Source organism: Humibacillus sp. DSM 29435 (assembly GCF_001758225.1).
In the GTDB taxonomy this organism is placed as follows: domain Bacteria; phylum Actinomycetota; class Actinomycetes; order Actinomycetales; family Dermatophilaceae; genus DSM-29435.
This window is the reverse complement of the sequence record NZ_MAST01000034.1, coordinates 244,179-267,063: the sequence shown is the minus strand read 5'-3', so window position 1 is coordinate 267,063 and position 22,885 is coordinate 244,179. Positions and strand designations below refer to the sequence as shown.

Below are 22,885 nucleotides of genomic sequence, written 5' to 3'. Positions count from 1 at the left end.
CCATGACGATCGTCGTCGCCTACACCGCGCAGGACAGCGGCACGTCGGCCCTCGAGCTGGCCAGCGTGATGTCGCGGTCCACTGGTGAGCCGCTCGTGGTCGCTGTCGTCGTCGCCACCCCGCAGGCAGCGGGGGTGCCAGACTTCGTCGACGGCGACTACCTCGGGCCGCTCACCGACTGGGGCCACTCGGTTCTCGACCAGGCCAGAGCGAGCCTCCCGAAGGACATCGAGGCGACCTACGAGGTGCGCCAGGCGACATCCATCCCGGGAGGGCTGCTCCAGCTCTGCGTCGAAACCGGCGCGTCGGCACTGGTGCTCGGATCGTCGAGCAAGGGCTCCCTCGGCCGCATCTCGCTCGGCAGCGTCACCGACCGGCTCGTGCACGCCGCGCCCCTGCCGGTGCTCCTCGCCCCGCGTGGGTTCCGTTCCGGCCCGACCGCACGCATCCGCCGGGTCAGCATCGGCTTCGGGGGATCCACGGGTGGGGCGCACCTGGCCACCGTGGGCGTGGGCCTCGCCGAGACCGTCGGCGCAGACGTCCGCGCCGTGTCGTTCGCCGTGCGACCGCCCAAGCGGTTCTTCGGGTCTGTCGACGAGTCCGCCGACGACCTCGTCGTCGAGCAGTGGGTGACCCGCACGAAGGCTGCCCTCCAGGCCGAGGTGGGCGCGGTGGATGCCGACCTCGGCAACCGGCTGGCCACCTCCCTCGTGGTCGGGGAGGGCCTGTCGTGGGGCAAGGCGATCTGGAATGTCCCCTGGAACGAGGGTGACCTGCTCGTCGTGGGGCCGAGCTCGTCGGCTCCGGCCGCTCGGCTCTTCCTCGGCTCCCGGGCCTCCAAGATCCTCCGGTCGGCGCCGGTCCCTGTCTATCTGGTGCCGGCCCCGCGCGCCGGCTGACGCCTCCTGGTCACACGTCGCCGGTTGGCTAGCCTGTGGGGATGGCCACCTGGATCGTCTTCCTTCGTGCCGTCAACGTCGGTAGGCGGAGCTATCCGATGGCCGAGCTGCGCCAGACCCTCACCGACGCCGGTTACGCGAACGTCGAGACCCACATCCAGACCGGCAACGTGCGCCTCACCTCTGGGCTGCGCTCACGCGCCAAGCTCGAGGCGGCCGTCGAGAAGGTGCTCGAGGCCGACCGGGGCTTCGAGGTTCCCGTCGTGGCGCTGACCCCGGTCGAGCTGGCCGCCCTGGCGGCCGACGTCGAGATCATCTCGTCGACCGACCCACCGAGCGGGGGGCACTACGTCAGCCTCCTGAAGGCGACGCCGACGGCTGGCGCCACCGGCACGATCGAGGCCGACCCGCCCGACGGGGAGCGCCTCGTCGTCAGGGGCCGCTCTGTGCACCTGCTCTACGACAAGCCGTACCACGAGGCCAAGCGCTCCAACGCGTGGGTCGAGAAGGCCATGGGCGTGGCCACCAACCGCAACGCGAAGGTGATTCGAGCCCTCGCTCAGAAATGGGGCAGCTGAGCCTGTGGAAGGCGGTTCGCGGTGTCTGCCCTCACGCCTAGAGTCGAGTGGTGGCATGGAGCGTGGGTCGAGCGAGCTGGGTGGGCGACCTCAGCGACCACTCGATCGAGCAGCAGGTGGGCTCACGCACCTTCGAACGCGGCCAGGCGTACGCCGCGCAGCGACGGGTCCGCTCGCTGGCCACGCGGCCCGAGGGCTCGATGCTGCTGGGCACCGTGTCGGGATCACGTACTGACACCTACCAGGTCATCGTCGAGTCGAGCCCCGAGCGCAGGGCCCGCGGCGTCGAGTGGTGGGCCCGGTGCAGCTGCCCGGTGGGGATGGACTGCAAGCACGCCGTCGCGCTGCTGCTGACCGCCCGTGACGTCGCGCACGGCATCCCGGTGGGGCCGAACACCGCCGGGGGGTCGGATGCCGCAAGGCCGGCGCCCGTGCCGGCCGCGCCGCTCGCGCTCTGGTCGGAGGTGCTCGGTCACGTTCAGCCTCGGGAGGGGCCTCGACCCGTCGAACCCGTGCGGCCCGAACCGCGAGGTGACCTCATGCCGGCCGGCCTGTTCGTCGACACCATCTACCGCTCGTCGGTGGCCTGGCGCAGCGAGGCCGACCTCGGCTACGGGCTGCGTCCGACCCGTCGCACCCGAGTCGGCGGCTGGCACAAGAGCCTGTCGTGGCAGGAGGCACTGCCCCAGTGGCGCACCGGGATCCGCTTCCTGCCCGAGCACGAACGCATCCTGACGCGGCTGCGCGATGCGGCCCGGCACGGGTCGGGCGGCACGACCTACTTCAGCACGTCGCCGCCCCTGGCGCTCGACGCGTCGGCCGACGTGTGGCCGTTGCTGCGTGAAGCTCGCGAGGTCGGCATCGAGATCATGGCGGGCGAGGGGGTGGCCGGCCCGGTCTTCGTGGCCGACGAAGCGGCCCGACTGGTGCTCTCGGTGCTGCGGTCCGACGACGAGTCGGGTGACCTGCTGCTGCGCGCCACCGTCGAGGGGCTGCCCGACTCCGCCGCCGACCTCGGCATCGACGAGCTGGCGGGCCTCGGCGACCCGGTGCATGCCGTCGCGGTCGAGGGGGCCGACGGTTCGCTCACCTTCGTGCCGCTCGAGCAGCACCTCGGCCTCGACACCCGAGGTCTGACGCAGGCCCTGACCGGGCTGCGCGTTCCCGCCGCCGAGCGGGCGTCGTTCCTGCGCACGACCGTTCCGGGCCTGCGCGAGAAGGTGCGCCTGCGCAGCGAGGTGCCGCTGCCCGCGCCGCTGCCGGGGGAGGCTCGCAGCGACCGTCAGGGGTCGACGGTCACCGTCCACGCACGCATCACTGCCGACGTGCCGGGCGAAGTATGCCTTGACCTCGGCGCCGCCTACGACGGTGTGCTGAGGTCGTTCGGCACCAAACGCTTCGGCGGTGGCTCGCGTGACCGGGCCGCCGAGGCGACGGCGCTCGCGGCGGCCACCTCGGTGCAGACCATCCCGGGCGCCACCCGCGCCGACTCGACCGGCGTGCTGCACCTGGTCTCAAGGGTCGTGCTCACCGGCATCCATGCTGCTCGGTTCGTCACCGACCTGCTGCCAACGCTCGAAGACGACGAGCACGTCACCGTCGAGTTCGACGGGGTGCTCCCCGCGTACGACGAGGTGACCACGGCGCCCGTCATTCGGCTCGGCGCCCTCGACCCTGCTCTCGACCCCTCGCTCTCCGCCGGTGTCGCTGGAGTTGAGGGTGTTGCCGGCACCGCCCCCGGGCACCTGCAGGGCGCGGGGCCGTCGGGGGGCCGCCTCGAGCCGCGTGACGGCGACCGGTCCGACTGGTTCGACCTGCACGTCTCCGTCGAGGTCGAGGGCGAGGAGGTGCCGTTCGAGCCGCTGTTCGCCGCCCTCACCCGGGGCGATGAGATCATGTTGCTCGACTCGGGCTCGTGGTTCCGCCTCGACCGGCCCGAGCTGCTGCGGCTGCGCTCGCTCATCGACGAGGCCCGCGAGATCGCCGACCCCGAGTCGGGAGGGCTGCGGCTCAGTGCCCACCACGCCGACTTCTGGGAAGAGCTGGTGGCGCTCGGAGTCGTCGACGAGCAGAGCGCCCGCTGGGCCGCCAACGTCGAGGCCCTGGCGTCGGTCGACACAGCAGCCACGCCACCGGTCCCGGTGCCGAGCGACCTGCGGGCCACGCTGCGGCCCTACCAGGTCGAGGGTTATCGCTGGCTCTCGCGGCTGTGGGACGCCCGGCTCGGCGGCATCCTCGCCGACGACATGGGGCTGGGCAAGACGCTGCAGACGATCGCGATGTTGGCTCGGGCCCACGACCGCGGCGAGATCGGTGGTCGGCACGGGCCGGTGCTCGTGGTGGCGCCCACCAGCGTCGTCGGCACCTGGCTGGGCGAGCTGGAGGCTTTTGCGCCCCACCTGAGCGTCGTTGCGGTCACCGCGACCGAGCGCAAGCGGGGCACCTCGCTGGCCGAGACCGTGGCCGACGCCGAGGTGGTCATCACCTCCTACGCGGTGCTGCGGCTCGACGACGCGGCCTTCCACGACCTTCGATGGTCAGGGGTCGTGCTCGACGAGGCCCAGTTCGTCAAGAACCGGCAGGCCAAGACCCACGTGGCCGCCCGCAAGCTGGGTGCCCCGTTCACCATCGCCGTTACCGGCACCCCGCTCGAGAACTCTCTGATGGATCTCTGGTCACTGCTCTCGCTCACGGCGCCCGGGCTCTACCCCCGCCCCGACGTCTTCACCAAGAACTACCGCAAGCCGATCGAGTCGGGGGAGCGGCCCGAGCTGCTCGACCTGCTGCGCCGACGTATCCGCCCACTCATGCTGCGGCGTACCAAGGAGCAGGTGGCGGTCGACCTACCGCCGAAGCAGATCCAGGTGGTTCCCGTCGAGCAGCATCCTGTGCACCGGCACCTCTACGACCAGCACCTGCAGCGTGAGCGGCAGCGCGTGCTGGGCCTGCTCGACGACCCGGAGTCGAACCGGGTGGCCATCCTCGCCGCCCTCACCCGCTTGCGTCAGCTCGCGCTCGACCCTGCCCTCGTCGATCCGGCCTACGCCGGTCGGGCCACCGCCGCGAAGGTGGACTTCCTCGTCGAGCAGCTGCGCGAGCTGGCGTCCGAGGGGCATCGCGCGCTGGTCTTCAGCCAGTTCACCGGCTTTCTGCGCATCGTCGAACGGGCCCTTTCGGGGGCCGGTCTGCGCACCTGCTACCTCGACGGCGCCACGAAGAACCGGCAGGAGGTGATCCGCAGCTTCCGTGACGGAGAGTCTGCCGCCTTTCTGATCAGCCTCAAGGCCGGCGGGTTCGGTCTGACCCTCACCGAGGCCGACTACGTGTTCGTGCTCGACCCGTGGTGGAACCCTGCTGCCGAGGCGCAGGCCATCGACCGGGCTCACCGCATCGGGCAGAAGCGCCCGGTCACCGTCTACCGCCTCGTCTCGGCCGACACCATCGAGGAGAAGGTGGTCGCGCTCCAGGAGCGCAAGCGAGACCTGTTCCAGCGAGTCGTCGACGAGGGCGGCGCCCTCACTGGAGCGATCAGCGCCGCCGACGTTCGCGACCTGCTCGGCCTCGGCTGAGCCCCGCTCGAGGGGCCCGGCCTCATTGGCTTCGGACGATCTCCATCTCGACGAACTCGATGGTGCTCTCGCCGTGGTTGCTGACGCGATGCTCGGCACCGGCCGGTCGGTGGTAGCTGCGCCCCAGCTCGATCTGCGACACGGTCTCGTCACCGTTGGGAAAGCTCAGGTGCATCGTGGCGCTCACCAGCGGAACCACGACGTAGTCGTGCTCGTGAACGTGCATCGGGATCGCCTCCCCCGCAGGGATTGTCCACCTGGTGACACGGAGCGTGTCGGTGTCGATCTGAATATCGGCGGTTGCGACCACGGCTGACTCCTTCGTCTCGGGCGTGAAGCGCCCGTGCTCACCCAATGTCTCACCCTTCACCCGCGGGCCTCTCGGCCGGGGTGGTCGGCGGGGGTGGTCGGCCGGGGTGGTCGGCGGGGGTGGTCGGCAGGGGTGGTCGGCCCTGCTGCCAACCGACAGTGACGAGGCCCGCGGTTCGCGTCGTCAAGAGATTCTTGACGCTACCAAGTCGTCAATGTTAACTTGACGCTCATGACAACCACCACGAAGAGCTCCTGCCCCCCGGCCCCTGACGACCATCGAGGCCAGGCCCCCGCCATGCCGACGGACCTCACAGACTGGCGCGGCTGGGTCGACTACGGGCTGGCCTGGAGCAACGCCTCCCACAGTGCCGTCGACTGGATCGCCAGCAGCCCCATCGCCAGCGCCGCGACCTTCCCCCTGCGCTTCACTGCGTATCAGGAGGACACCCCCGGCCCGCGATGGAAGGCACTGTACGACGCGACCTGGGGGGCCTACTCCTCGTGGTACGCGTCTCAAGGTCTCTCCGAGCGACCGAGCCTGGCCGAATGCCGCCAGCGGCTGCTCGACCACATGCCCGAGCTCGTGCCCGTCTGGGAACAGCTGGTGAGGCTGACTGACAACGACACCGTCGCGGCCAGGTTGCTCTCGATGTGGCGCATGCCGTCGTTCGCCTGCGGATGCTCCCAAGCCGTCATCGCCGGTTCCGATCCGCTGCTGGTGCGCAACTACGACTACGACCTCAACCTGTTCGAGGGAGTCATCGCCTCGACGAACTGGTCAGGGCATCGGAAGGTCATCGGTACGAGCGATCTGCTCTGGGGCCTGCTCGATGGCATGAACGAGGACGGCCTCGTCGCGTCGCTGACCTTCGGCGGTCGCCCCGACGTCGGCGACGGGTTCGGCATCCCACTGGTCATCCGCTACCTCCTCGAGACCTGCGCCGATGTCGACGCCGCAGTCTCGGCCCTCAGGCGGATACCGGTGTCGCAGTCCTACAACGTGACCCTCGCCGACACCTCCGGCGCGCACGCCACCGTCTTCGTCACCCCGGGCGAGCCGATCGAGGTCAGCGACCTCACCGTGGCCACCAACCACCGCCTGGACGTCGTGGAGCGTCCCGAGCACGCTCGTCGGCTGGGCAGCCTGCCTCGCCAGCAGCACCTGAACCGGCTTCTGGACGAAGACACTCCACGCCATCGGCTCGTCGATGCCTTCCTGCAGGAACCGCTGCGAGCCGACCAGTACACGGCTGGGTTCGGCACCCTCTACACCGCTGCCTACCGGCCGTCTGCCGGGGCGGTCACCTACCGGTGGCCGGGCGAGACCTGGGTGCGCACCTTCGACGACGTCGACGACCACCGTGAGGTGACCCTCGTCGGTCGGTAGTTGCCGCGCGTGGCGACGACGGGAAATACTGGCGGGGTAGAAAGGACCTCCATGAGCATGCCGACTGAGCCCGCCGATCCCGTCGCCCTCGCCGCCGCTGCCCGGGAGTACATCGACGCCCTCGCTCGCAGCACCGACGTCGCCGCGTTTCAAGAGTTGCTCGGCCTGAGCCAGACCGTCGGCGAGGCCCTCGGCGCCAGCGCTCGGTCGTTGGCCGAGGCGAACTCCTGGACCGCGGTCGGTGGGCTGGCCGGCACGACGAAGCAAGCCGCCTGGGCGCGGTGGCGCACCTGAACCGATCGGAGGTGGGCCGCCCAGCAGCAGACTTCAGGGCGGTGTTCAGGGAAGGGAGCGGATGAGCTTCTTGTTGACGAACTCCTCGATGCCGTAGCGGCCCAGCTCGCGGCCGAAGCCCGATCTCTTGACGCCGCCGAAAGGCAGCTCGGCGCCGTCGGCGCCGACACCGTTGACGAAGACCATGCCGACGTCGAGCTGGTCGGCGACGCGTTGGGCCTGGTCGGGGTCGGTGGTGAAGACGTAGGAGCCCAGGCCGTAGGGCGTCTGGTTGGCCAGGTCGATGGCGGCCTGCTCGGAGTCGGCCTTGAACACCATGGCGACGGGTCCGAAGAGCTCTTCGGTGAAGACGTCGTTGTCGGGGGTGACGTCGGTCAGGATGCCGGCGGGGTAGAAGGCGCCGTCAGGCTCGCCGTTGGTGTGCAGGATGGCCCCGCCGTCGACGGCGCGTTGGACCTGTTCGGCGAGGCGTTGAGCGGCCTGAAGCGAGGAGAGGGGCGACTCGGTGGGGATGGCCAGGATCTTGGCGGTGAAGGCGCTCAGGAAGTCGTCATAGAGGTGGTCGGCGACGATGAAGCGCTTGCCGGCGTTGCAGGCTTGGCCGGTGTTGTAGACCCGCGCTTCGACGGCAGCGTCGGCGGCGGCGTCGATGTCGTCGGTGCTCAGCAGGATGAAGGGGTCGGAGCCGCCGAGCTCGAGGACGACCTTCTTCAGGTTGCGACCGGCGATCTCGGCGACGGCGGCCCCGGCGCGTTCGGAGCCGGTCAGTGAGACTCCCTGGATGCGGGGGTCGGCGATGATCTCGGCGACCTGCTCGTTGGTGGCGTAGATGTTGACGTAGGCCCCGGTGGGGAAGCCGGCCTCGTGGAAGATCGTCTCGATGGCGGCGGCCGACTCGGGGCACTGCGGCGCATGTTTGAGCACGATGGTGTTGCCGGCGACCAGGTTCGGACCGGCAAACCGGGCGACCTGGTAGTAGGGGAAGTTCCACGGCATGATCCCGAGCAGGGGGCCGACGGAGCTGCGGCGAACCAGGGCCGTGCCGGTTCCGGCGGGCAGGTCGATGGGCTCGTCGGCCAGGAAAGCAGCGGCGTGGTCGGCGTAGTACGCGTAGATGGCCGCCGCGAAGTCGACCTCCTCGAGGGCCTCCTCGGTCGGCTTGCCCATCTCGCGCACGATGATCGCGGCGAGCTCGTCGCGGCGTTGGGTGTGCAGCTCGGCGACCCGGTGGACCAGGGCGGCGCGCTCGGCCACCGTCGACCCGCGGGACCAGTCGCGGTGAGCCTGAGCTGCGGAGGCCAGGGCCGCCTCAATGGTCTCGGCAGTGGCCGTGGGGTAGGAATGCCCCTGCTCGCTCGTGCTCGGGTCGACGACCGCATACTCCGTGGTCATGGAATGCCTCCAGCTGCTTCGTTGCAAGGGTTGGGTTCGTTCGTCACCCTAGCAACTGAAACCGTTGGCACCAGATGGGATCCATCACGACGGGGGGCCGCGAAAGGGGTGCCCAGGCGCCGTCAGGTGTTCACGTGCTGCCGAATGGATGGTGCCTCGACCCCGCCCAGGCGAACGGGCTCTTCACAGAGCGTCGAGGTGTTCGAAGGTGGCTGCTCTGAGGGCGGTCGCTCGCGCAAGAATCACGCGGTTGATGCTGGGGAAGTCATCTTTTCCAACTATGTCATTGAGGTCGACAGCCCTGCCGGAAGTTCTTTGCTCGTCAAAAAGGGTCTTGAGTGTGCCAGCAACATGGCCGACTCCGGAGTAGAACAGGGCTAGCCATGACCGCCTCGCCGGGTCGCTCAGCCCCGCCCACAAACTTTCGCCGTCGACCGTGACTTTGGCCTTCTTTGCCGCAGAAGCTAGATAGGACGTCCGGAAGAGCTTTTCGTGGTTTGCCGTGGTGATCATGTGGGCAAACATGAGGTCTCGCGCCTCGATCCAGGCCGGATTCCGGTTCTTCGCTTTCAGGTCGGGGTCGTCACGGTCGACCTTCTCGATAAATAGGCCCGATTTCTCGAACTCCTTGCGGTACTCGTCGCGGCCTAGGTTGTCGAGTCCGCTGGCGCCTTTCTTGTGCGTGTCCTTTCCTCCTGAAACCACCTTCTCCGTGTCGGTGCGGAATATCCCTGCGCCGCCTTCTCTCGTGGCTATGGCCGCAACAAATGCGACGTCCTCCCCGCTCTTCCATTGGCCCAAGGAGCTCTCTCTGAAGAGCACCTTGCTTCGTTCAAAATGGCTGGTCGCCTGGCTATATTTTGATGCGTACTTGGCCACGTTCTCTGGATCCATAGCCCGGAGCTCAGCACGCTTACCCTTGCTGTAGAAGTGCGCCGAGCGACTCTCGTTCTCCTCGGACAACCCCAGTTGCGCGCGATTCTTGGCGATGAAGTCAGCTGCGCTCGTCGACAGGTGGGAACCGTGATCGAGCTTAGGCTTGGGGCTGCCATCCTTGTGCTTACCGCTGCCGGTGGCTTTGTGGGCCGTGTCCCTGAGTGCTGGACGCACGGTGGTGTCGCGGATAGAAATCCACAGACGGACCAGCTCGGTTTGCGCCGGGTCAATTTTCTGTAGAATCATTTCGGGATGGTCGGCCCAGAAGAGAAGGTTCGTGATCTTGTTCTCATCGCGAAATCCGAGCGCCATGAGGAGTTCGACGGCTGCTCGGTCAGTATGTGACCTCAGACCCGGTATGAAGCCAAGCCAGTCTGTGACGACTGGCTGCGTCATGCCTCTCTGAAGAGCTGGCTGAGCGGTCTCGGGCGTGGCCGTCGTGTGCCCTGCTTCATCCACATCACTCGGCCGCCCGGTGCTCAGAGGCTGACGGACCTCCTGAGCACGCCGCAGCGGAGGTGAGTCATCCGCGACGGCGGTCATGAGCTGCGAAACGGCGCGGTTCCCCGCTTTTCGCTGCAATGACAGGAGTGGATGGCTGACCGGAACCGTCGCGCTCGGTCCGCGAGACTTGGCGAGGCGGGCCGCGTTCTCCTCGGCTAGATACAGCCTCATCGTCTGCCCCCCTGCTCTTGCCGATCCACTCTAGATGACGGGCCTCTGGTTCGATAGGGGTCGGGATGGTCGCGCTACCCGCCTGTGCTGCGAGAGACAACAACGGTGGGTCCGCTCGCGAGTCCTGAAGCGTGCCCCTGCGTCGGTCCGGCCCCACGGCATTGCCCGGTTCACGCGGTTTCCTGGGTCGAACCATCGTCGGACCTCCTGCACGGCCTGCCGCGCCGCCGTACACCCCTATCAGCTGGTTTGTGGGTCTTCCAGGGTCACCTCAGCGGAGACACGCACCTCGTTCAGCTCGCTGGCTGCCGCGCCGAACCGTGCGTGCGGACGGGGAACACCAGTGGGTTACCGGCCGGGGTGGCGCACCAGTCGCGGACGAGCCGGCCGTGTTCGCCGAGGCCCGGCGGCGGCAGGTCTCGTCGCGGGGCATGGTCCGAGTACGTGATGGGGTGGCTGACCTGGGCCGTGCGACCGGGGCCGACCGCGAAGGTGGGGTCCAACCCCAGCTCGGTGGCCCGAGTGAAGGCAGACCCGAGGTCACCGACCCGGGCCGCGGCGATCCCGGCCTCGAGCAGGGCCTGCTCCCACTTCTCTGCCGTGCTGGTCACCAGGCGCTCCTCGAGGGCACGAACCAGCTCGACCCGGTTCGCCACCCGTTCGGCGTTGCTGCCGAACCGCGGGTCGGTCGCGAGCTCGGGCTTCCCGAGCACGTCGACCAGACGCACGAACTGGGCGTCGTTGCCGCACGCAAGCGCGATCACCCCGTCTGCGCAGTCCAGGGTCTCGTACGGTGCGATCGACGGATGCTGGTTGCCCATTCGTTCGGGCGGCCGCCCGGTCGCGAGGTAGCTGCTCGCCTGGTTGGCCAGCGACCCCAGCAGGCTGGAGAGCAGGTTGACCTCCACCCGCTGGCCGAGCCCGTGAACGTCCCGCGAGCGCAGGGCAGCGAGGATGGCGATCGTCGCGTCTTTGCCGGTGAGCACGTCGACGAGGGCAACCCCCACCTTCATCGGGTCCCGGTCGGGCTCGCCGGTGATGCTCATCAGACCCCCGAGCGCCTGCACGACGAAGTCGTAACCGGGCAGTGCGGCGCCGGCTCCCGAGCCGAAGCCCGTGATCGAGCAGTAGACGACACCGGGGTTGCCGGCCGCCACGCACTCGTGGTCGAGCCCGTAGCGGCCCATGGTCCCGGCCCGAAAGTTCTCGATCACGACGTCGGCCTTGGCCGCGAGCGACCGAGCGACCTCAAGGTCTGCCGGGTCGGTCAGGTCCAGCACCACGCTCAGCTTGGACCGGTTGACCGACTCGAAGTACGAGCTCGACTCTGCGGCCCACGGCGGGCCCCACGCGCGGGTGTCATCGCCCACGCCAGGACGTTCCACCTTGATCACGGTGGCGCCGAGGTCGGCGAGCAGCATCGTCGCGTACGGTCCGGCGAGCACGCGCGAGAAGTCGGCGACGACGATCCCCTCCAACGGCGCGGTCACGGCGCGGCCTTTGCCCCACTGCCCGCGGAGCCGACGGAACCGGAGGCGCGTGTGGTCGCGCTCTTCGACCTCCTCGGGGCTCCGGCGCTCTTCGCGGCCCCCGACGTACCGGCGGCCCCCGTGGTACCGGCGGCCCCCGTGGTACCGGCGGCCTTCGTGGTTCTGGTGCGCTTCGCGGTGCCCGTGGTCCCGGCGCTCTTCGCGGCCCGTGTCCTCGGGCGCGCGGGCGCGGACGGGGCAGTCGCAGGTGCAGAGTCCGCTGTGGCGAGGATGCCGTCGAGGCGGCGCGGCAGGCCCCACTCGTTCTCGGTGCGCAACGGGACGGGCAGCGCAGCATCCGCTACACCTTGGTAGGCGACCGGACGGGTGAACCGGTCGAGCGCGCCCGATCCCACGGAGGTGGCGGCGGGGGCGGTCGTCGAGGGCCAGGGCCCGCCGTGGTGCTGCGCCCAGGTGGTGGCGACCCCGGTCGGCCACGCGTCCACCACGACGCGCCCCGCGAGGCCGGTGAGCCCGGAGACGAGGCCGGGCAGCTCAGGGTCGTGCGGCCCGTCGGTCATCACGGTCGCGACGAGGCAGCCCTGCAGCCGGCCCAGGATGGAGTCCCGGTGGGCGACGTCGTCGTACTCGACCACGACAACCACCGGGCCGAAGCACTCCTCGAGCAGGGGCGACCCCGGCACGAGCAGCTCGGCGTCTGCCGACAGAACCACGGCAGACACGGCCGCGCCCGGGCCAGGCTCGACGACGTAGGCCTGCATCGTGGTGCCCGCGAAGAGGAGCCGGTCGATGCCGGCGGCGTAGGCGCCCGCGATTCCGGCGGTCAGCAGCGGGCCGCGCGGTTCCTGCCGCTGCACCGACGCGACGATCGCCGCGGTGATGGCTGACCCGCGAGGCGCGAGGACGAGGCCCGGTTTGGTGCAGAACTGGCCCATGCCCATCGTGAACGAGGTGGCACACCCGTCGCCGATCGTGGCCGCCCGGGCCTGCGCGGCGAACGTGACGACGACAGGGTTGACCGTGCTCATCTCAGCGAAGACCGGCACCTGGACCGTGCGGGTCGCCGAGAGCCCGGCGAGCGCCAGGCCCGCCTGCTGCGAGCCGGTGAAGGCGACCGCCCGCACGGCGGGATGCAGCACGAGCTCGGTCCCTGCTGAGAAACCGATGACCGCAGACAGGCTCCCCTCGGGGGCGCCCGCCGCGACGAGCGCGCCGGTCGCGATGTGGAGGAGCAGCTGGTGGGTGGCCAGGTGTGCCGGGTGCGCCTTGACCACAACGGGGCAGCCGGCCGCTAGTGCGGAGGCGGTGTCGTTGCCGAGCGAGCCGAACGCGAACGGGAAGTTGCTGGCGCCGAAGACCGCGACCGGGCCGAGCGGCACCCTCATCCGGCGCAGGTCGGGCTGGGCCTGTGTGGCGCGGTCGATGACGACGTCGAGGAAGCCGCCGTCGCGCGCGACCGCGGCGTAGAAGCGCAGCTGGGCGGCGCACCGCAGCACCTCACCATCGAGCCGGACGCGGCCGAGGCCGGTCTCCTGGTCGGCGACCTCCGCCAGCTCGTCGGCGTGAGCGTGCACGGCGTCGGCGATGGCCTCGAGCCAGCCGGCCCGGACGGCTGGTGACGTGTTCGCGACTGCATCGGCGGCCAACGCGGCGGCGCGCACCGCCTCGTCCACCTCGATCGGGCCGGCGATCGCGAGGGTGAGCACCGGGTGGCCGGTGCGGGGGTCGAAGCTCGTCTCGGTGAGCGGTGCGGCGATCGCGGTCATGACAGGCTCCGGCAGGCGTCGGCGAAGACGCCGAGGGCGTCTTCAAGCAGCTCGTCGGAGATGACGAGTGGGGGCAGCATCCGTACGACGTTGCCGTACGTGCCGCAGGTCAGGGCCAGCACGCCGGCGTGGTGGCAGAAGGCGGCGACGGCCGCGGTGGCCTCGGGGGAGGGCTCTGTGGTTCCGGGCACGACGAACTCGACGGCCTGCATGGCGCCGACGCCACGCACCTCGCCGATCCACGGGCATTCGGCCGCGAGGGCGTGGAGACGTCGGGTGATCAGCTCGCCGATCTCGCGGGCCCGGTCGAGCAGGTGGTCCTGCTCGATCGCCTCGAAGACGCCGAGGGCAGCCGCGCAGGCGACCGGGTTGCCGGAGTAGGTGCCCCCCAGCCCGCCGGGGTGCACGGCATCCATGAGCTCGGCCCGACCGGTGACCGCAGACAGCGGCAGGCCGCCGCCGAGAGCCTTGGCGGTGACGACGAGGTCAGGCACGATGCCGGCGTGCTCGGAGGCGAACATCGCCCCGGTACGCCCGATGCCGGTCTGTACCTCATCGGCGACGAAGACGATGCCGTGGGCGTTGGCGATGGCCTGCACCCCGGCGAGGTAGCCGGGCGGCGGCACGATGAAGCCACCCTCGCCCGAGATCGGCTCGATGACGATGGCGGCCACGTTGTGGGCTCCGATCTGCTTGACCACGAGGTCGTCGAGGGCGGCCAGCGCCTCGTGGGCGCACTGTTCGGGGGTGGTGCCCCACCGGTAGGGGTAGGCCAGCGGCGCGCGGTACACCTCCGGAGCGAAGGGCCCGAAGCCGTCCTTGTACGGCGCGTTCTTGGCCGTCATCGTCATGGTCAGCAGGGTGCGCCCGTGGTACGCGTGGCCGAACGTGATGACGGCTTGACGCTTCGTCGCGCTGCGGGCGATCTTGACGGCGTTCTCGACCGCCTCGGCGCCGGTCGTGAAGAGCATCGTCTTCTTCGCGTGGTCTCCAGGCGTGAGCCGGTTGAGGGTGTCGGCGACCTCGACGAAACCGTCGTACTCGGTGACGAGGAAGCACGTGTGGCTGAACCGGTCGACCTGCTCGTGCACCCGACTGACCACCGCGGGGTGAGCGCCGCCCACCGAGGTCACGGCGATGCCGGACGCGAGATCGACCAGCTGGTTGCCGTCGACGTCGACGACGATGCCGCCCGACATCCTCCCGACGAAGACGGGCAGCACGGTGCCGATGCCGTTGGGCACGGCGGAGTCGCGACGGGCCTGCCGGGCCAGCGACTTCGGACCGGGAATCGCGGTACGCAGCCAGCGCTTCTGGGTGACCGCCGGTTCGTCGACCGCGCTGCTCAGGGTGGTTGCCTCGGTCATCTGTGCTCCTCTGCGGATGTCCGGGTCCCGGTTGTGGGGCCGCTGGATGATCCGAGCGTAGAGACTCTGTCTCAACCGTCACTGGATAGGATGACCCAGATGAACAGGGTTCGGGATAGAACAACCTCAGTGGAGTCAGCCCCGCTGACCGTCGCCCACCTCGTCGCGCTGCTCCCGAGAGCCCTCGTCCCCCACGTGCCATCCGAACCCGGCGCGGCCGTCCTCGATGCCGTGCACATCAGCGAGCTCGCCGACCCGACGGCGTACCTGCACGGAGGTGAGCTGCTCCTGACGACCGGGCTGGCCCTGCCGCTCACCGGAGCAGGGTGCGGTGCCTACGTCCGGCGCCTCGTCGGTGCTCGGGTCTCGGCCCTCGGGCTGGGGCTCGGCCCGGTGCACGTGGCCGTGCCCCGTGTGTTGGAGCGGGCCTGTGCGCGGCTGGGGCTGCCGCTTCTCGTCGTGCCCGCGGAGGTGCCCTTCCAGACGGTCACCCGAACGTTCTGGTCCTCCGTCGGTGCGCAGCAGGAGCGCTCCCTGCACGCTGCCATCGACGTCCACCAGCGGTTGGTCTCGGCGGCAGCCTCGGACGAACCCGCGTCGGCGGTGCTGGCGGTCCTGGCCGACGCGGTCGGTGGCTGGGCGACGCTCACCGACCCGTCGGGCCGGCCCCTCGTGACGCAGCCCCCCGAGCGGGAGACGGATGCGGCGGGGCTGGCTGAGGAGGTGCGTCGGCTGAGGCCCGCCGGGGCTCGAAGCGCCGCAACCTTTCCGGTCGGCCGCGAGGTCGCCTCGCTGCACCCCGTCGTGGGCAACGGAGAGATTCTTGCCTACCTCGGCACGGTCTCGCCGGTATCGATGTCTCGGCAGCTGCGCGGCTTGCTGCTGTCGTCGCTGGCCCTGCTCGGTTCCGACGCGGCGCACCGCCAAGAGACCGTCCGCGCGACGCGGGCGCTCACCGCTGGGGTCGCGCACCTGGTTCGGGCCGGCCACGTTCGTGCCGCCGTTGACCTCGCGCACGCGCTGGGCGTGTCCGCGCCGCCGCCGAGGGTGCGGGTGCTGGTCGCGGTGGGCCCCACGGGTGACGTGGCGCTGGAGAGCCTGGCTGCTGCGTTGGAGCCGGCGGGTGCGCCGTGGTGGGGGATGGTGACCGGCACGGTCGCCACCGGGCTGCTGCACGCGACGCACGACTGGGTGGACGACGAGAGTCGGGATGCCGCCCTGACGCCGCACGCGCAGGAGTGCGCGATCGGAGTGGGACCTCTCCTGCGGCTCGGCGACGTGAGCCGCGTGCACGGCGCCGTGGACGACTGGTGCCGGGCGCTGCCGCTGCGCGGGGTGCACGTGTGGCGGCCGGACGTCACCCCCCTCGTGTCGCAGGCGTGGGCCGACGAGGTGATCGGGGCCCTGACCGGCGAAGGCGCTGAGCTCGTCCCGCTGGTTGCTGCCTATCTGCGCCACCGTGGCCGCTGGGAGGCCGTGGCGCACGCAACCGGCCTGCACCGCAACTCGGTTCGGGCCAGGATCGTGCGTGCCGAGGGTCTCCTGGGCGGGAGCCTCGCCGATCCTGACGTCGCCGCGCGGGTGTGGCTGGCGTTGCGAGCCACCGGTCTCGACAGCGCCACCTGACCCAGGCCGCGGTCGAGCCGGTCGCCGGGTGCGTAGTGTCCGGGGATGAAGCTTGCGACCAGAAGGGGCCAGCAGGATGGCTGACAGCGATGACCGCCCGGACGGTCGCAGCGCCCCGCACAACCAAGGGGCCTTCTGGCGTATGTCCGACCTGATGCCCACACTGGTGGTGCGCTCCGCTGAGACGGCCAGGCCGCTGTCGGCCGCCTCGTCCGGCGTCGATGTGCGGGCCGTGGCCGTCGACCGTGTCGACGGAACCTCGGCGCCGCTCTCCTCGGTGCTCGCTGACTCGTACACCGACGCCTGCGTGGTGCTTCACGACGGCACCGTGGTGTTCGAGGAGTATGCCGATCACGGCCACCCGGATCTCACCCACGCGCTGATGTCTGTGACCAAGCCCCTGGTGGGGTGTGTGGCGGCGATCCTCATCGAGCGGGAGGAGCTCGACCCGGCTCGGTTCGTGACGGACTACGTTCCCGAGCTCGCCGACTCGGGCTACGCCGGGGCCAGCGTGCGCGATGTGCTCGACATGCGCAGCGGCATCCACTTCCGAGAGGAGTACGACGACCCCACCTCGGAGGCAAGCGAGCTGGGTCGCTGGGTGGCCGCCAGCCAGCGCGGAGACGATGGCGACCGAGGCGGCCTCTACCCGTACCTGCTGACGCTGGAGGCAGACTCGGCGCACGGAGGTCTCTTTCGCTACCGTTCCGCGGAGACCGACGTGCTGGGCTGGGTCTGTGAGCGCGCCTCCGGACGATCGATGGCCGACCTGCTGAGCCTGCAGGTCTGGGCTCCGATGGGCGCGGAGCACGACGCCTTTCTCAGCTGCGACGGCGCGGGCGCTCCGATGCACGACGGCGGCCTCAGTGCGACGGCCCGGGACGTGGCTCGGTTCGGCCAGATGTTGCTCGACGGCGGCACGGTGCCGGGCAGCGACGGCGGTCGGGAGATCGTGGTGCCGGCGCGGTGGCTGCGCCAGGCCTGGGCCGTCGATGCCGACATCCGGGACGCGTTCGCCCGCTCGCCCGCCGAGCTGATGTTCCCCGGTGGCTGGTTCCGCAACCAGTTCTGGTTGCGGCCCGGGCCGTACGGGGATGTGCTGGTCTGTCTCGGCGTGTACGGGCAGATGGTGCACGTCAACCGCCGGACGCGGACCGTCTGCGTCAAGCTGTCCAGCTGGCCCACGGTTGGTAACCCCGCCTTCCTCCAGGACACCGTGAAAGCCTTCGACGCCGTCGGTGGCGCGCTCTCGAACGTCACCTCCCGGGGGGTGCGTCAACGGCTGCCGGGTGTCGTCACGGGCCTGTGAATAGGATGTGGCCAACCGGCGCTGGTCCCACGGAGCTGCCCGCACAAAGGAGTGCATCATGAGTAGACGTCGCCTGGACAACATCTCGGAGATCCGAACGTTCTTCCGTACCAACGAACAGCCGATCTACTTCTTCGGCCCGACGGCGTTCAACCTGCTCGGCATCGACCGCTGGGTGCGCAACTTCCACTATGTCGCCTACTACGACTCGTGGGACGGTGCCCATCCGCGGGTGTTCGCCCCGACCAACCGGCCGGAGATCGCCTTCGAGTCCAGCGAGCAGATCGTCAACTACCTGCTGCGAGACCCAGAGGTGCAGGGCTACCTGAAGAACCGGGGCGGAACCCCCATGGTCGCCATGGTCTTCTTCGACGAGGAGACCGAGGAGATCTGCCGGGAGCTGGGCTACACCCTGATTCTGCCCCCCGACTCCTTGCGCCGCAGTCTCGACTCCAAGATCGTCACGACCCGGCTCGGCAACGAGGCCGGCGCCCCCTCGGTGCCCAACGTGCTGGGCCGGGCCGACACCTGGGCCGAGCTGGAGACGCTGGCGTCCGAAGCCGCCCTCGGGTCTGACCTCGTGGTGCAGACTCCCTATGGCGACTCGGGCAAGACCACCTTCTTCATCACGTCGGAGACGGACTGGGACGAGTATCGCGACGACATCGTGGGCCAGGAGCTCAAGGTGATGAAGCGGATCAACCACCTGGCGGCGGCCGTCGAGGCCTGCATCACCACGCACGGCACCATCGTGGGCCCGTTCATGACCGACCTCACGGGCTACCCCGAGCTGACCCCCTACCAGGGCGGCTGGTGCGGCAACGACCTGTTTCCCGAGGCCTTGAGCAGCTCCCAACGAGCGAGCGCCATCGGCTACGTGCAACGCATGGGCGACCGGCTGGCCCAGGAGGGCTACAAGGGCTTCCTCGAGGTCGACGTTCTGATCGACACCGACACCGACCAGGTCTACCTCGGCGAGGTCAACCCGCGTATCTCAGGCGCCTCGTCGATGACCAACGTCACGGCCGGTGCGTACGCCGACGCCCCGTTGTTCCTCTTCCATCTGCTGGAGTTCATGGACGTCGACTACACGATCGACGTCGAGGAGATCAACGAACGCTGGCGCGAGCTGGCCGCAGTCGACGTCTGGGCCCAGCTCATCATGAAGGAGCCGGCCGACGCGGTCGAGCGCATCCTGGCGGCCCCCCGCACGGGTACGTACCGGTTGCAGAAGGACGGCGCGATGGTGTTCAGCCATGTGACGAACGACTGGCATGACGTGACCGATGCTGACGAGGCGTTCTTCCTGCGGGTCTACGGCCCGGGAGACTACCGGTTCCACGGCGCCGACCTGGGGGTACTGGTGACCAAGGGCCGGATGCAGCGTGGTGGCGAGCTGACCGACCGTTGCCGGCAGTACATCGCGGGTATCGCGGGGATGTACCGCACGGAGCCGGTGCCTGACGTCACTGCCCCGTTGCCCATCGCCTACGTGAAATAGGAGTGCCTGTGCACGAGAACGAATCCACGCATGCACCGGCCGACCTGACCAACTGGCAGGAGCCCGACCAGGTCAGATGGGCCTTCCAGCACATGGACGAGGTGATGCCGAGCCAGGTCATCGCCGCCGGGTCGGCCACGCCCCGACCGCTGCCCGAGAACCCGCACCCGATCGGGGAGCTGCGGCTCACTCGGCTCGACGGGTCGAGCGGAACCCTGGATGAGGTCGTGGCTCAGACTCACACCGACGCGTTCCTCGTGCTGCACGAGGGTCGAGTGGTCGAAGAGCGCTACCTGGGGGAGATGACCACCGGCACCCGGCATCTGGTGATGTCGGTGTCGAAGTCCATCGTGGGCTGCGTCGCGGCCGGACTGGTGGAGGCCGGCCACCTGGACCCGGAAGCCGAGGTGACGCGCTACGTTCCCGAGGTTGCGGGCTCGGGGTACGACGGAGCCACGGTTCGCAACGTTCTGGACATGCGCACCGGTGTGGCCTTTCGTGAGACCTACACCGACCCCGATGCGGAGGTCCGTGTGATGGAACGATCCATGGGCTGGCGCCCGCTCGAGCCGGGCGACCCGGTTGGCGCCTACGCCTATCTTGCGACCCTCGGGCGGGACGGCCCCCACGATGGCCGCTTCACCTACCGCTCGGCCGATACGGATCTGCTGGGTTGGGTCTGCGAACGGGTTGCGGGCGCACCGATGGCCGAGCTCATCTCAGAGCAGATCTGGGCGCCGATGGGCGCCGAGTCGGATGCCGCAGTCACGGTGGACTGGGTCGGCAACGCCATCCATGACGGCGGTGTCTCGGCGACGGCTCGTGATCTGGCACGCTTCGGTCAGATGCTGCTCGATGACGGCATGGTCGATGGCAGGCAGGTCGTTCCCGCGGCCTGGATCGAGCAGTCCTACCAGCCCGGCAGTGCCGTGCGCGCGGCCTTCGCGGCGTCGCCGGATGAGGCGGTGCTTCCCGGTGGGTGGTATCGCAACCAGTTCTGGTTCATCCCGGGCGTGACCGGCGACAACCTCGTCTGTCTGGGAATTCACGGCCAGATGATCCACGTCAGTCGATCGACTCGCACGGTGGCGGTCAAGCTGTCGTCGTGGCCCGACCCGCAGAATCTCGGTCACCTCGTCGACACGCTACGGGCAGTCGGGCAGGTCGGCGCGCATCTCTCGGGCGGTGACCGGGCCGACGCTCATCCGGCCTGAGGGCGCCGTGCCGAGTCAGCGGAAGGCGGCTTCACCGGTAAGAGCCTGGCCGATCACGAGCTGGTGCACCTCGGAGGTTCCCTCGTAGGTCAGTACCGACTCGAGGTTGTTGGCGTGGCGCATCACGGGGTACTCGGTGGTGATTCCCGCCGCGCCCAGGATGGTGCGGCACTCACGGGCGATGGCGATGGCCTCGCGCACGTTGTTGAGCTTGCCGAGGCTGACCTGTGCCGGCGCGATCCCTCCCTCGTCCTCGAGCCGGCCCAGGTGCAGCGCCAGGAGCATGCCCTTGCCCAGCTCGAGGGTCATGTCGGCGAGCTTGGCCTGGGTGAGCTGGTAGGACGCCAGTGGACGGTCGAAGATCATGCGCTCCCGGGCGTACGCGACTGCGGTTTCGAGGCAGTCGCGGGCGGCGCCGAGGGCGCCGAAGATGATGCCGAAGCGGGCCTCGTTCAGACACGACAGAGGCCCGGAAAGGCCGGCCGCCTCAGGCAGCATCGCCGACCCGGGAAGGCGCACCTCGTCCATCACGAGCTCGCTGGTCACCGATGCTCGTAGCGACAGCTTCCGCGTGATCTCGGGGGCGGAGAAGCCGGGGGTGTCGGTGGGCACGACGAATCCGCGGATGCGGTCGTCGGTCTGGGCCCAGACGATCGCGACGTCGGCGATGGAACCGTTCGTGATCCACATCTTGTTGCCCGTCAGGATCCAGTCGTCTCCGTCGCGGCGGGCACGGGTGCGCATGCCGGCGGGGTTCGACCCGAAGTCGGGCTCGGTCAGGCCGAAGCAGCCGATGGCCTCGCCGGCCGCCATTCGCGGCAGCCACTCCTGCTTCTGCTCCTCCGAGCCGTGCTTCCAGATTGCGAACATCGCCAACGAGCCCTGCACCGACACGAGCGAGCGCACGCCGGAGTCGCCGGCCTCGAGCTCCAGGCAGGCCAGCCCGTAGGCCGTCGCGCTCATCCCGGCGCAGCCATAACCCTCCAGGTGCATCCCCAGCACCCCGAGCCGGCCGAGCTCCTGGGCGAGGTCGCGCGCCGGTAGCGACCCCGACTCGTACCACTGCGCCACCTCGGGGCGGATCCGGTCGTCGACGAACCGGCGCACCGTGTCGCGGATGCTCCGGTCGTCCTCACCGATCAGGCTGTCGGTGTCGAACAGGTGAAGCGGCGAGAGGGGCGGGGTGGGGCGGGCCATGACTGGACTCCTCTATCGTTGACGAATGCTGTTCGGATATTAACCGAACAGCATTCGGTTCGCAAGATCTCGCACCGGCAGGCGCGAGGCCAGAGAGAGGGAGGGGAGCCATGGCCAGACCACGAACACCGCTGCTGAGCCCGGACCGCATCCGGGATGCGGCTTTGACTCTGATCGACGCACAGGGCCTGGCTGCACTGTCGATGCGCCGCCTGGCTGACACCTTGGGCGTACAGCCCTCGTCGCTGTACAGCCACTACGCGACCAAGGACGAGGTGCTCGACGCCGTGGCCAACCGGGTCGTACGGGAGGTGGACACCAGTGGTTTCGCGCGCGGCTGGCGCGATGGTCTGCTCATCTGGGCCCGGTCGTACCACTCGGTGCTCGTCGCACACCCGAACTGTGCCCCGGTGATCGCCTCGGGAACCCAACGGCGGGAGCAGTTTCTCGAGATGGCCAACTCGGTGCACGGGGGACTCGTCGGCGCCGGCTGGCCCGCCAGGAGAGCGACCGAGATCTCCGGTGCGGTGAAGTACCTCGTCATCGGCGCCGCCTCGACACCCTTCGGCTCCGGGTTCGCCGACGACGTGCAGGTCTACCTCGACCGCTACCCCCACCTGAGCCAGGCCCACCGCCTGCGCCACGAGGCCAACCGCATCGACCACGACAGCTTCGAGCTGGGACTCACCTCGCTCATCCGCGGACTGGAGCCAGGGCCCGGCCAGACCGAGTGAAGAACCCCGCGGTCGACGGGGAGGAGCAGGTGCTGAGCGGCCGCGATGGCTCGTTGGAGCGTTTCCTCTGGCGACCGCAGGTGCTCCCGGCCGACGACGCCGAGGTGGCAGGATCGGCGCATGGAGATCGAGGAGACCCTGCTGCCCGGCGTCGGCATCCGCTACGAGATGCGCACGCGCTCGGGCCGGGTGCTGGTGGTCGTGGCTCACCGTGACGGAAACGCACAGCTGGGCGGTTACCGCCTCGATGACCCCGACGTCGTCACCGACCAGATCGACCTGCGAGCCGACGAGGCCCGCGCTCTGGCAGACCTGCTCGGCGCCGCACGGGTCACCCAACGCTTCGCAGACCTCTCTCGGGAGGTTCCCGGCCTCGAGTCGGCCCGCCTCGCCATCGCCCCGGGGAGCCCCTACGACGGCCGCACCCTTGGCGACACCCGGGCGCGCACCCGCACGAGCTGCTCGGTCGTGGCGATCGTGCGAGGCGACGACGTCGTGCCTGCTCCCGGCCCCGAGCACGCGCTCCACGCGGGGGACATCCTCGTGGCCATCGGGGCCGGCAGTGGCCTCGAGCAGCTCGCTGCGCTGGTCGAGCGCGGGTGGACCCCGACCGTGCAGGCCATGGGCGGGCTCACCTGA

The 22,885-nt window shown here is 69.6% G+C and carries 18 protein-coding genes; 11 read left to right on the top strand and 7 right to left on the bottom strand.

The features are described 5' to 3' along the window. Positions 1-2 precede the first annotated feature (2 nt). The 3 genes from BA895_RS17490 to BA895_RS17480 are packed head-to-tail and all read left to right on the top strand — an operon-like array spanning position 3 to position 5,046. Positions 3-899 (top strand): universal stress protein, encoded by an 897-nt coding sequence (locus BA895_RS17490; RefSeq protein ID WP_070193128.1) that lies wholly within the window; start codon positions 3-5, stop codon positions 897-899. A gap of 41 nt (positions 900-940) precedes the next feature. After that, the gene (locus BA895_RS17485; RefSeq protein ID WP_070193127.1) at positions 941-1,477 is read left to right on the top strand and encodes a DUF1697 domain-containing protein; all 537 of its coding nucleotides are present in this window, start codon (positions 941-943) and stop codon (positions 1,475-1,477) included. Between the two features lie 50 nt (positions 1,478-1,527). Next, positions 1,528-5,046 carry a DEAD/DEAH box helicase gene (locus BA895_RS17480; protein WP_070193241.1) on the top strand — a complete coding sequence of 1,173 codons (3,519 nt, stop codon included), beginning with the start codon at positions 1,528-1,530 and terminating at the stop codon, positions 5,044-5,046. A gap of 22 nt (positions 5,047-5,068) precedes the next feature. On the opposite strand, the gene BA895_RS17475 is transcribed toward BA895_RS17480, so the two are convergent. After that, positions 5,069-5,416, bottom strand: a complete 348-nt coding sequence (locus BA895_RS17475; RefSeq protein ID WP_254666537.1) for a cupin — start codon at positions 5,414-5,416, stop codon at positions 5,069-5,071. Positions 5,417-5,587: 171 nt separating this feature from the next. On the opposite strand from BA895_RS17475, the gene BA895_RS17470 reads away from it, so the two are divergent. Both BA895_RS17470 and BA895_RS17465 read left to right on the top strand, forming a co-directional pair. Continuing rightward, positions 5,588-6,745: a C45 family autoproteolytic acyltransferase/hydolase gene (locus BA895_RS17470; RefSeq protein ID WP_083283485.1), complete on the top strand. Its 1,158-nt coding sequence runs from the start codon at positions 5,588-5,590 to the stop codon at positions 6,743-6,745. A 51-nt stretch (positions 6,746-6,796) separates the two neighbouring features. Continuing rightward, complete coding sequence (locus BA895_RS17465; protein ID WP_070193126.1) at positions 6,797-7,039, top strand: hypothetical protein; 243 nt, start codon at positions 6,797-6,799, stop codon at positions 7,037-7,039. Positions 7,040-7,084: 45 nt separating this feature from the next. Here the strand turns inward: BA895_RS17465 and BA895_RS17460 are convergent, their stop codons facing one another. The 5 genes from BA895_RS17460 to gabT form a co-directional block, all read right to left on the bottom strand. Continuing rightward, positions 7,085-8,431 carry an NAD-dependent succinate-semialdehyde dehydrogenase gene (locus BA895_RS17460; RefSeq protein ID WP_070193125.1) on the bottom strand — a complete coding sequence of 449 codons (1,347 nt, stop codon included), beginning with the start codon at positions 8,429-8,431 and terminating at the stop codon, positions 7,085-7,087. Between the two features lie 183 nt (positions 8,432-8,614). Beyond that, positions 8,615-9,679: a hypothetical protein gene (locus BA895_RS17455; protein WP_070193124.1), complete on the bottom strand. Its 1,065-nt coding sequence runs from the start codon at positions 9,677-9,679 to the stop codon at positions 8,615-8,617. Positions 9,680-10,335: 656 nt separating this feature from the next. Continuing rightward, complete coding sequence (locus tag BA895_RS17450; RefSeq protein ID WP_070193123.1) at positions 10,336-11,532, bottom strand: CaiB/BaiF CoA-transferase family protein; 1,197 nt, start codon at positions 11,530-11,532, stop codon at positions 10,336-10,338. Continuing rightward, positions 11,529-13,298 (bottom strand): aldehyde dehydrogenase family protein, encoded by a 1,770-nt coding sequence (locus BA895_RS17445; RefSeq protein ID WP_070193122.1) that lies wholly within the window; start codon positions 13,296-13,298, stop codon positions 11,529-11,531. Before BA895_RS17445 ends, BA895_RS17450 begins: the two co-directional genes overlap by 4 nt. Further along, positions 13,295-14,665: a 4-aminobutyrate--2-oxoglutarate transaminase gene (gene gabT / locus BA895_RS17440; RefSeq protein WP_070193121.1), complete on the bottom strand. Its 1,371-nt coding sequence runs from the start codon at positions 14,663-14,665 to the stop codon at positions 13,295-13,297. Before gabT ends, BA895_RS17445 begins: the two co-directional genes overlap by 4 nt. 129 nt (positions 14,666-14,794) lie before the next feature. On the opposite strand from gabT, the gene BA895_RS17435 reads away from it, so the two are divergent. From BA895_RS17435 to BA895_RS17420, 4 genes are all read left to right on the top strand, one after another. Continuing rightward, positions 14,795-16,291, top strand: coding sequence for a PucR family transcriptional regulator (locus BA895_RS17435; RefSeq protein WP_070193120.1), 1,497 nt, complete (start codon positions 14,795-14,797; stop codon positions 16,289-16,291). A gap of 76 nt (positions 16,292-16,367) precedes the next feature. Next, positions 16,368-17,600, top strand: coding sequence for a serine hydrolase (locus BA895_RS17430; RefSeq protein ID WP_070193119.1), 1,233 nt, complete (start codon positions 16,368-16,370; stop codon positions 17,598-17,600). A gap of 58 nt (positions 17,601-17,658) precedes the next feature. Continuing rightward, the gene (locus tag BA895_RS17425) at positions 17,659-19,101 is read left to right on the top strand and encodes a biotin carboxylase (protein ID WP_083283483.1); all 1,443 of its coding nucleotides are present in this window, start codon (positions 17,659-17,661) and stop codon (positions 19,099-19,101) included. Between the two features lie 8 nt (positions 19,102-19,109). Further along, the gene (locus BA895_RS17420) at positions 19,110-20,315 is read left to right on the top strand and encodes a serine hydrolase (RefSeq protein ID WP_139142738.1); all 1,206 of its coding nucleotides are present in this window, start codon (positions 19,110-19,112) and stop codon (positions 20,313-20,315) included. 15 nt (positions 20,316-20,330) lie between these two features. Here the strand turns inward: BA895_RS17420 and BA895_RS17415 are convergent, their stop codons facing one another. Next, complete coding sequence (locus BA895_RS17415) at positions 20,331-21,512, bottom strand: acyl-CoA dehydrogenase family protein (protein WP_070193117.1); 1,182 nt, start codon at positions 21,510-21,512, stop codon at positions 20,331-20,333. A gap of 110 nt (positions 21,513-21,622) precedes the next feature. Between BA895_RS17415 and BA895_RS17410 the strand changes: the two genes are divergently transcribed. Continuing rightward, a complete protein-coding gene (locus BA895_RS17410) occupies positions 21,623-22,246 on the top strand; it encodes a TetR/AcrR family transcriptional regulator (protein WP_070193116.1) in 624 nt (207 codons plus the stop codon). A 120-nt stretch (positions 22,247-22,366) separates the two neighbouring features. Next, positions 22,367-22,885 (top strand): cation:proton antiporter regulatory subunit, encoded by a 519-nt coding sequence (locus BA895_RS17405; RefSeq protein ID WP_070193115.1) that lies wholly within the window; start codon positions 22,367-22,369, stop codon positions 22,883-22,885.

Coding starts and splice junctions, on each gene's coding strand:
- BA895_RS17470 (WP_083283485.1), top strand. CDS start 5,588: ATGACAACCACCACGAAGAGCTCCTGCCCCCCGGCCCCTGACGACCAT.
- BA895_RS17410 (WP_070193116.1), top strand. CDS start 21,623: ATGGCCAGACCACGAACACCGCTGCTGAGCCCGGACCGCATCCGGGAT.
- gabT (WP_070193121.1), bottom strand. CDS start 14,665: ATGACCGAGGCAACCACCCTGAGCAGCGCGGTCGACGAACCGGCGGTC.
- BA895_RS17460 (WP_070193125.1), bottom strand. CDS start 8,431: ATGACCACGGAGTATGCGGTCGTCGACCCGAGCACGAGCGAGCAGGGG.
- BA895_RS17425 (WP_083283483.1), top strand. CDS start 17,659: ATGAGTAGACGTCGCCTGGACAACATCTCGGAGATCCGAACGTTCTTC.
- BA895_RS17465 (WP_070193126.1), top strand. CDS start 6,797: ATGAGCATGCCGACTGAGCCCGCCGATCCCGTCGCCCTCGCCGCCGCT.
- BA895_RS17445 (WP_070193122.1), bottom strand. CDS start 13,298: ATGACCGCGATCGCCGCACCGCTCACCGAGACGAGCTTCGACCCCCGC.
- BA895_RS17415 (WP_070193117.1), bottom strand. CDS start 21,512: ATGGCCCGCCCCACCCCGCCCCTCTCGCCGCTTCACCTGTTCGACACC.
- BA895_RS17455 (WP_070193124.1), bottom strand. CDS start 9,679: ATGGCGCTCGGATTTCGCGATGAGAACAAGATCACGAACCTTCTCTTC.
- BA895_RS17405 (WP_070193115.1), top strand. CDS start 22,367: ATGGAGATCGAGGAGACCCTGCTGCCCGGCGTCGGCATCCGCTACGAG.
- BA895_RS17485 (WP_070193127.1), top strand. CDS start 941: ATGGCCACCTGGATCGTCTTCCTTCGTGCCGTCAACGTCGGTAGGCGG.
- BA895_RS17490 (WP_070193128.1), top strand. CDS start 3: ATGACGATCGTCGTCGCCTACACCGCGCAGGACAGCGGCACGTCGGCC.
- BA895_RS17430 (WP_070193119.1), top strand. CDS start 16,368: ATGGCTGACAGCGATGACCGCCCGGACGGTCGCAGCGCCCCGCACAAC.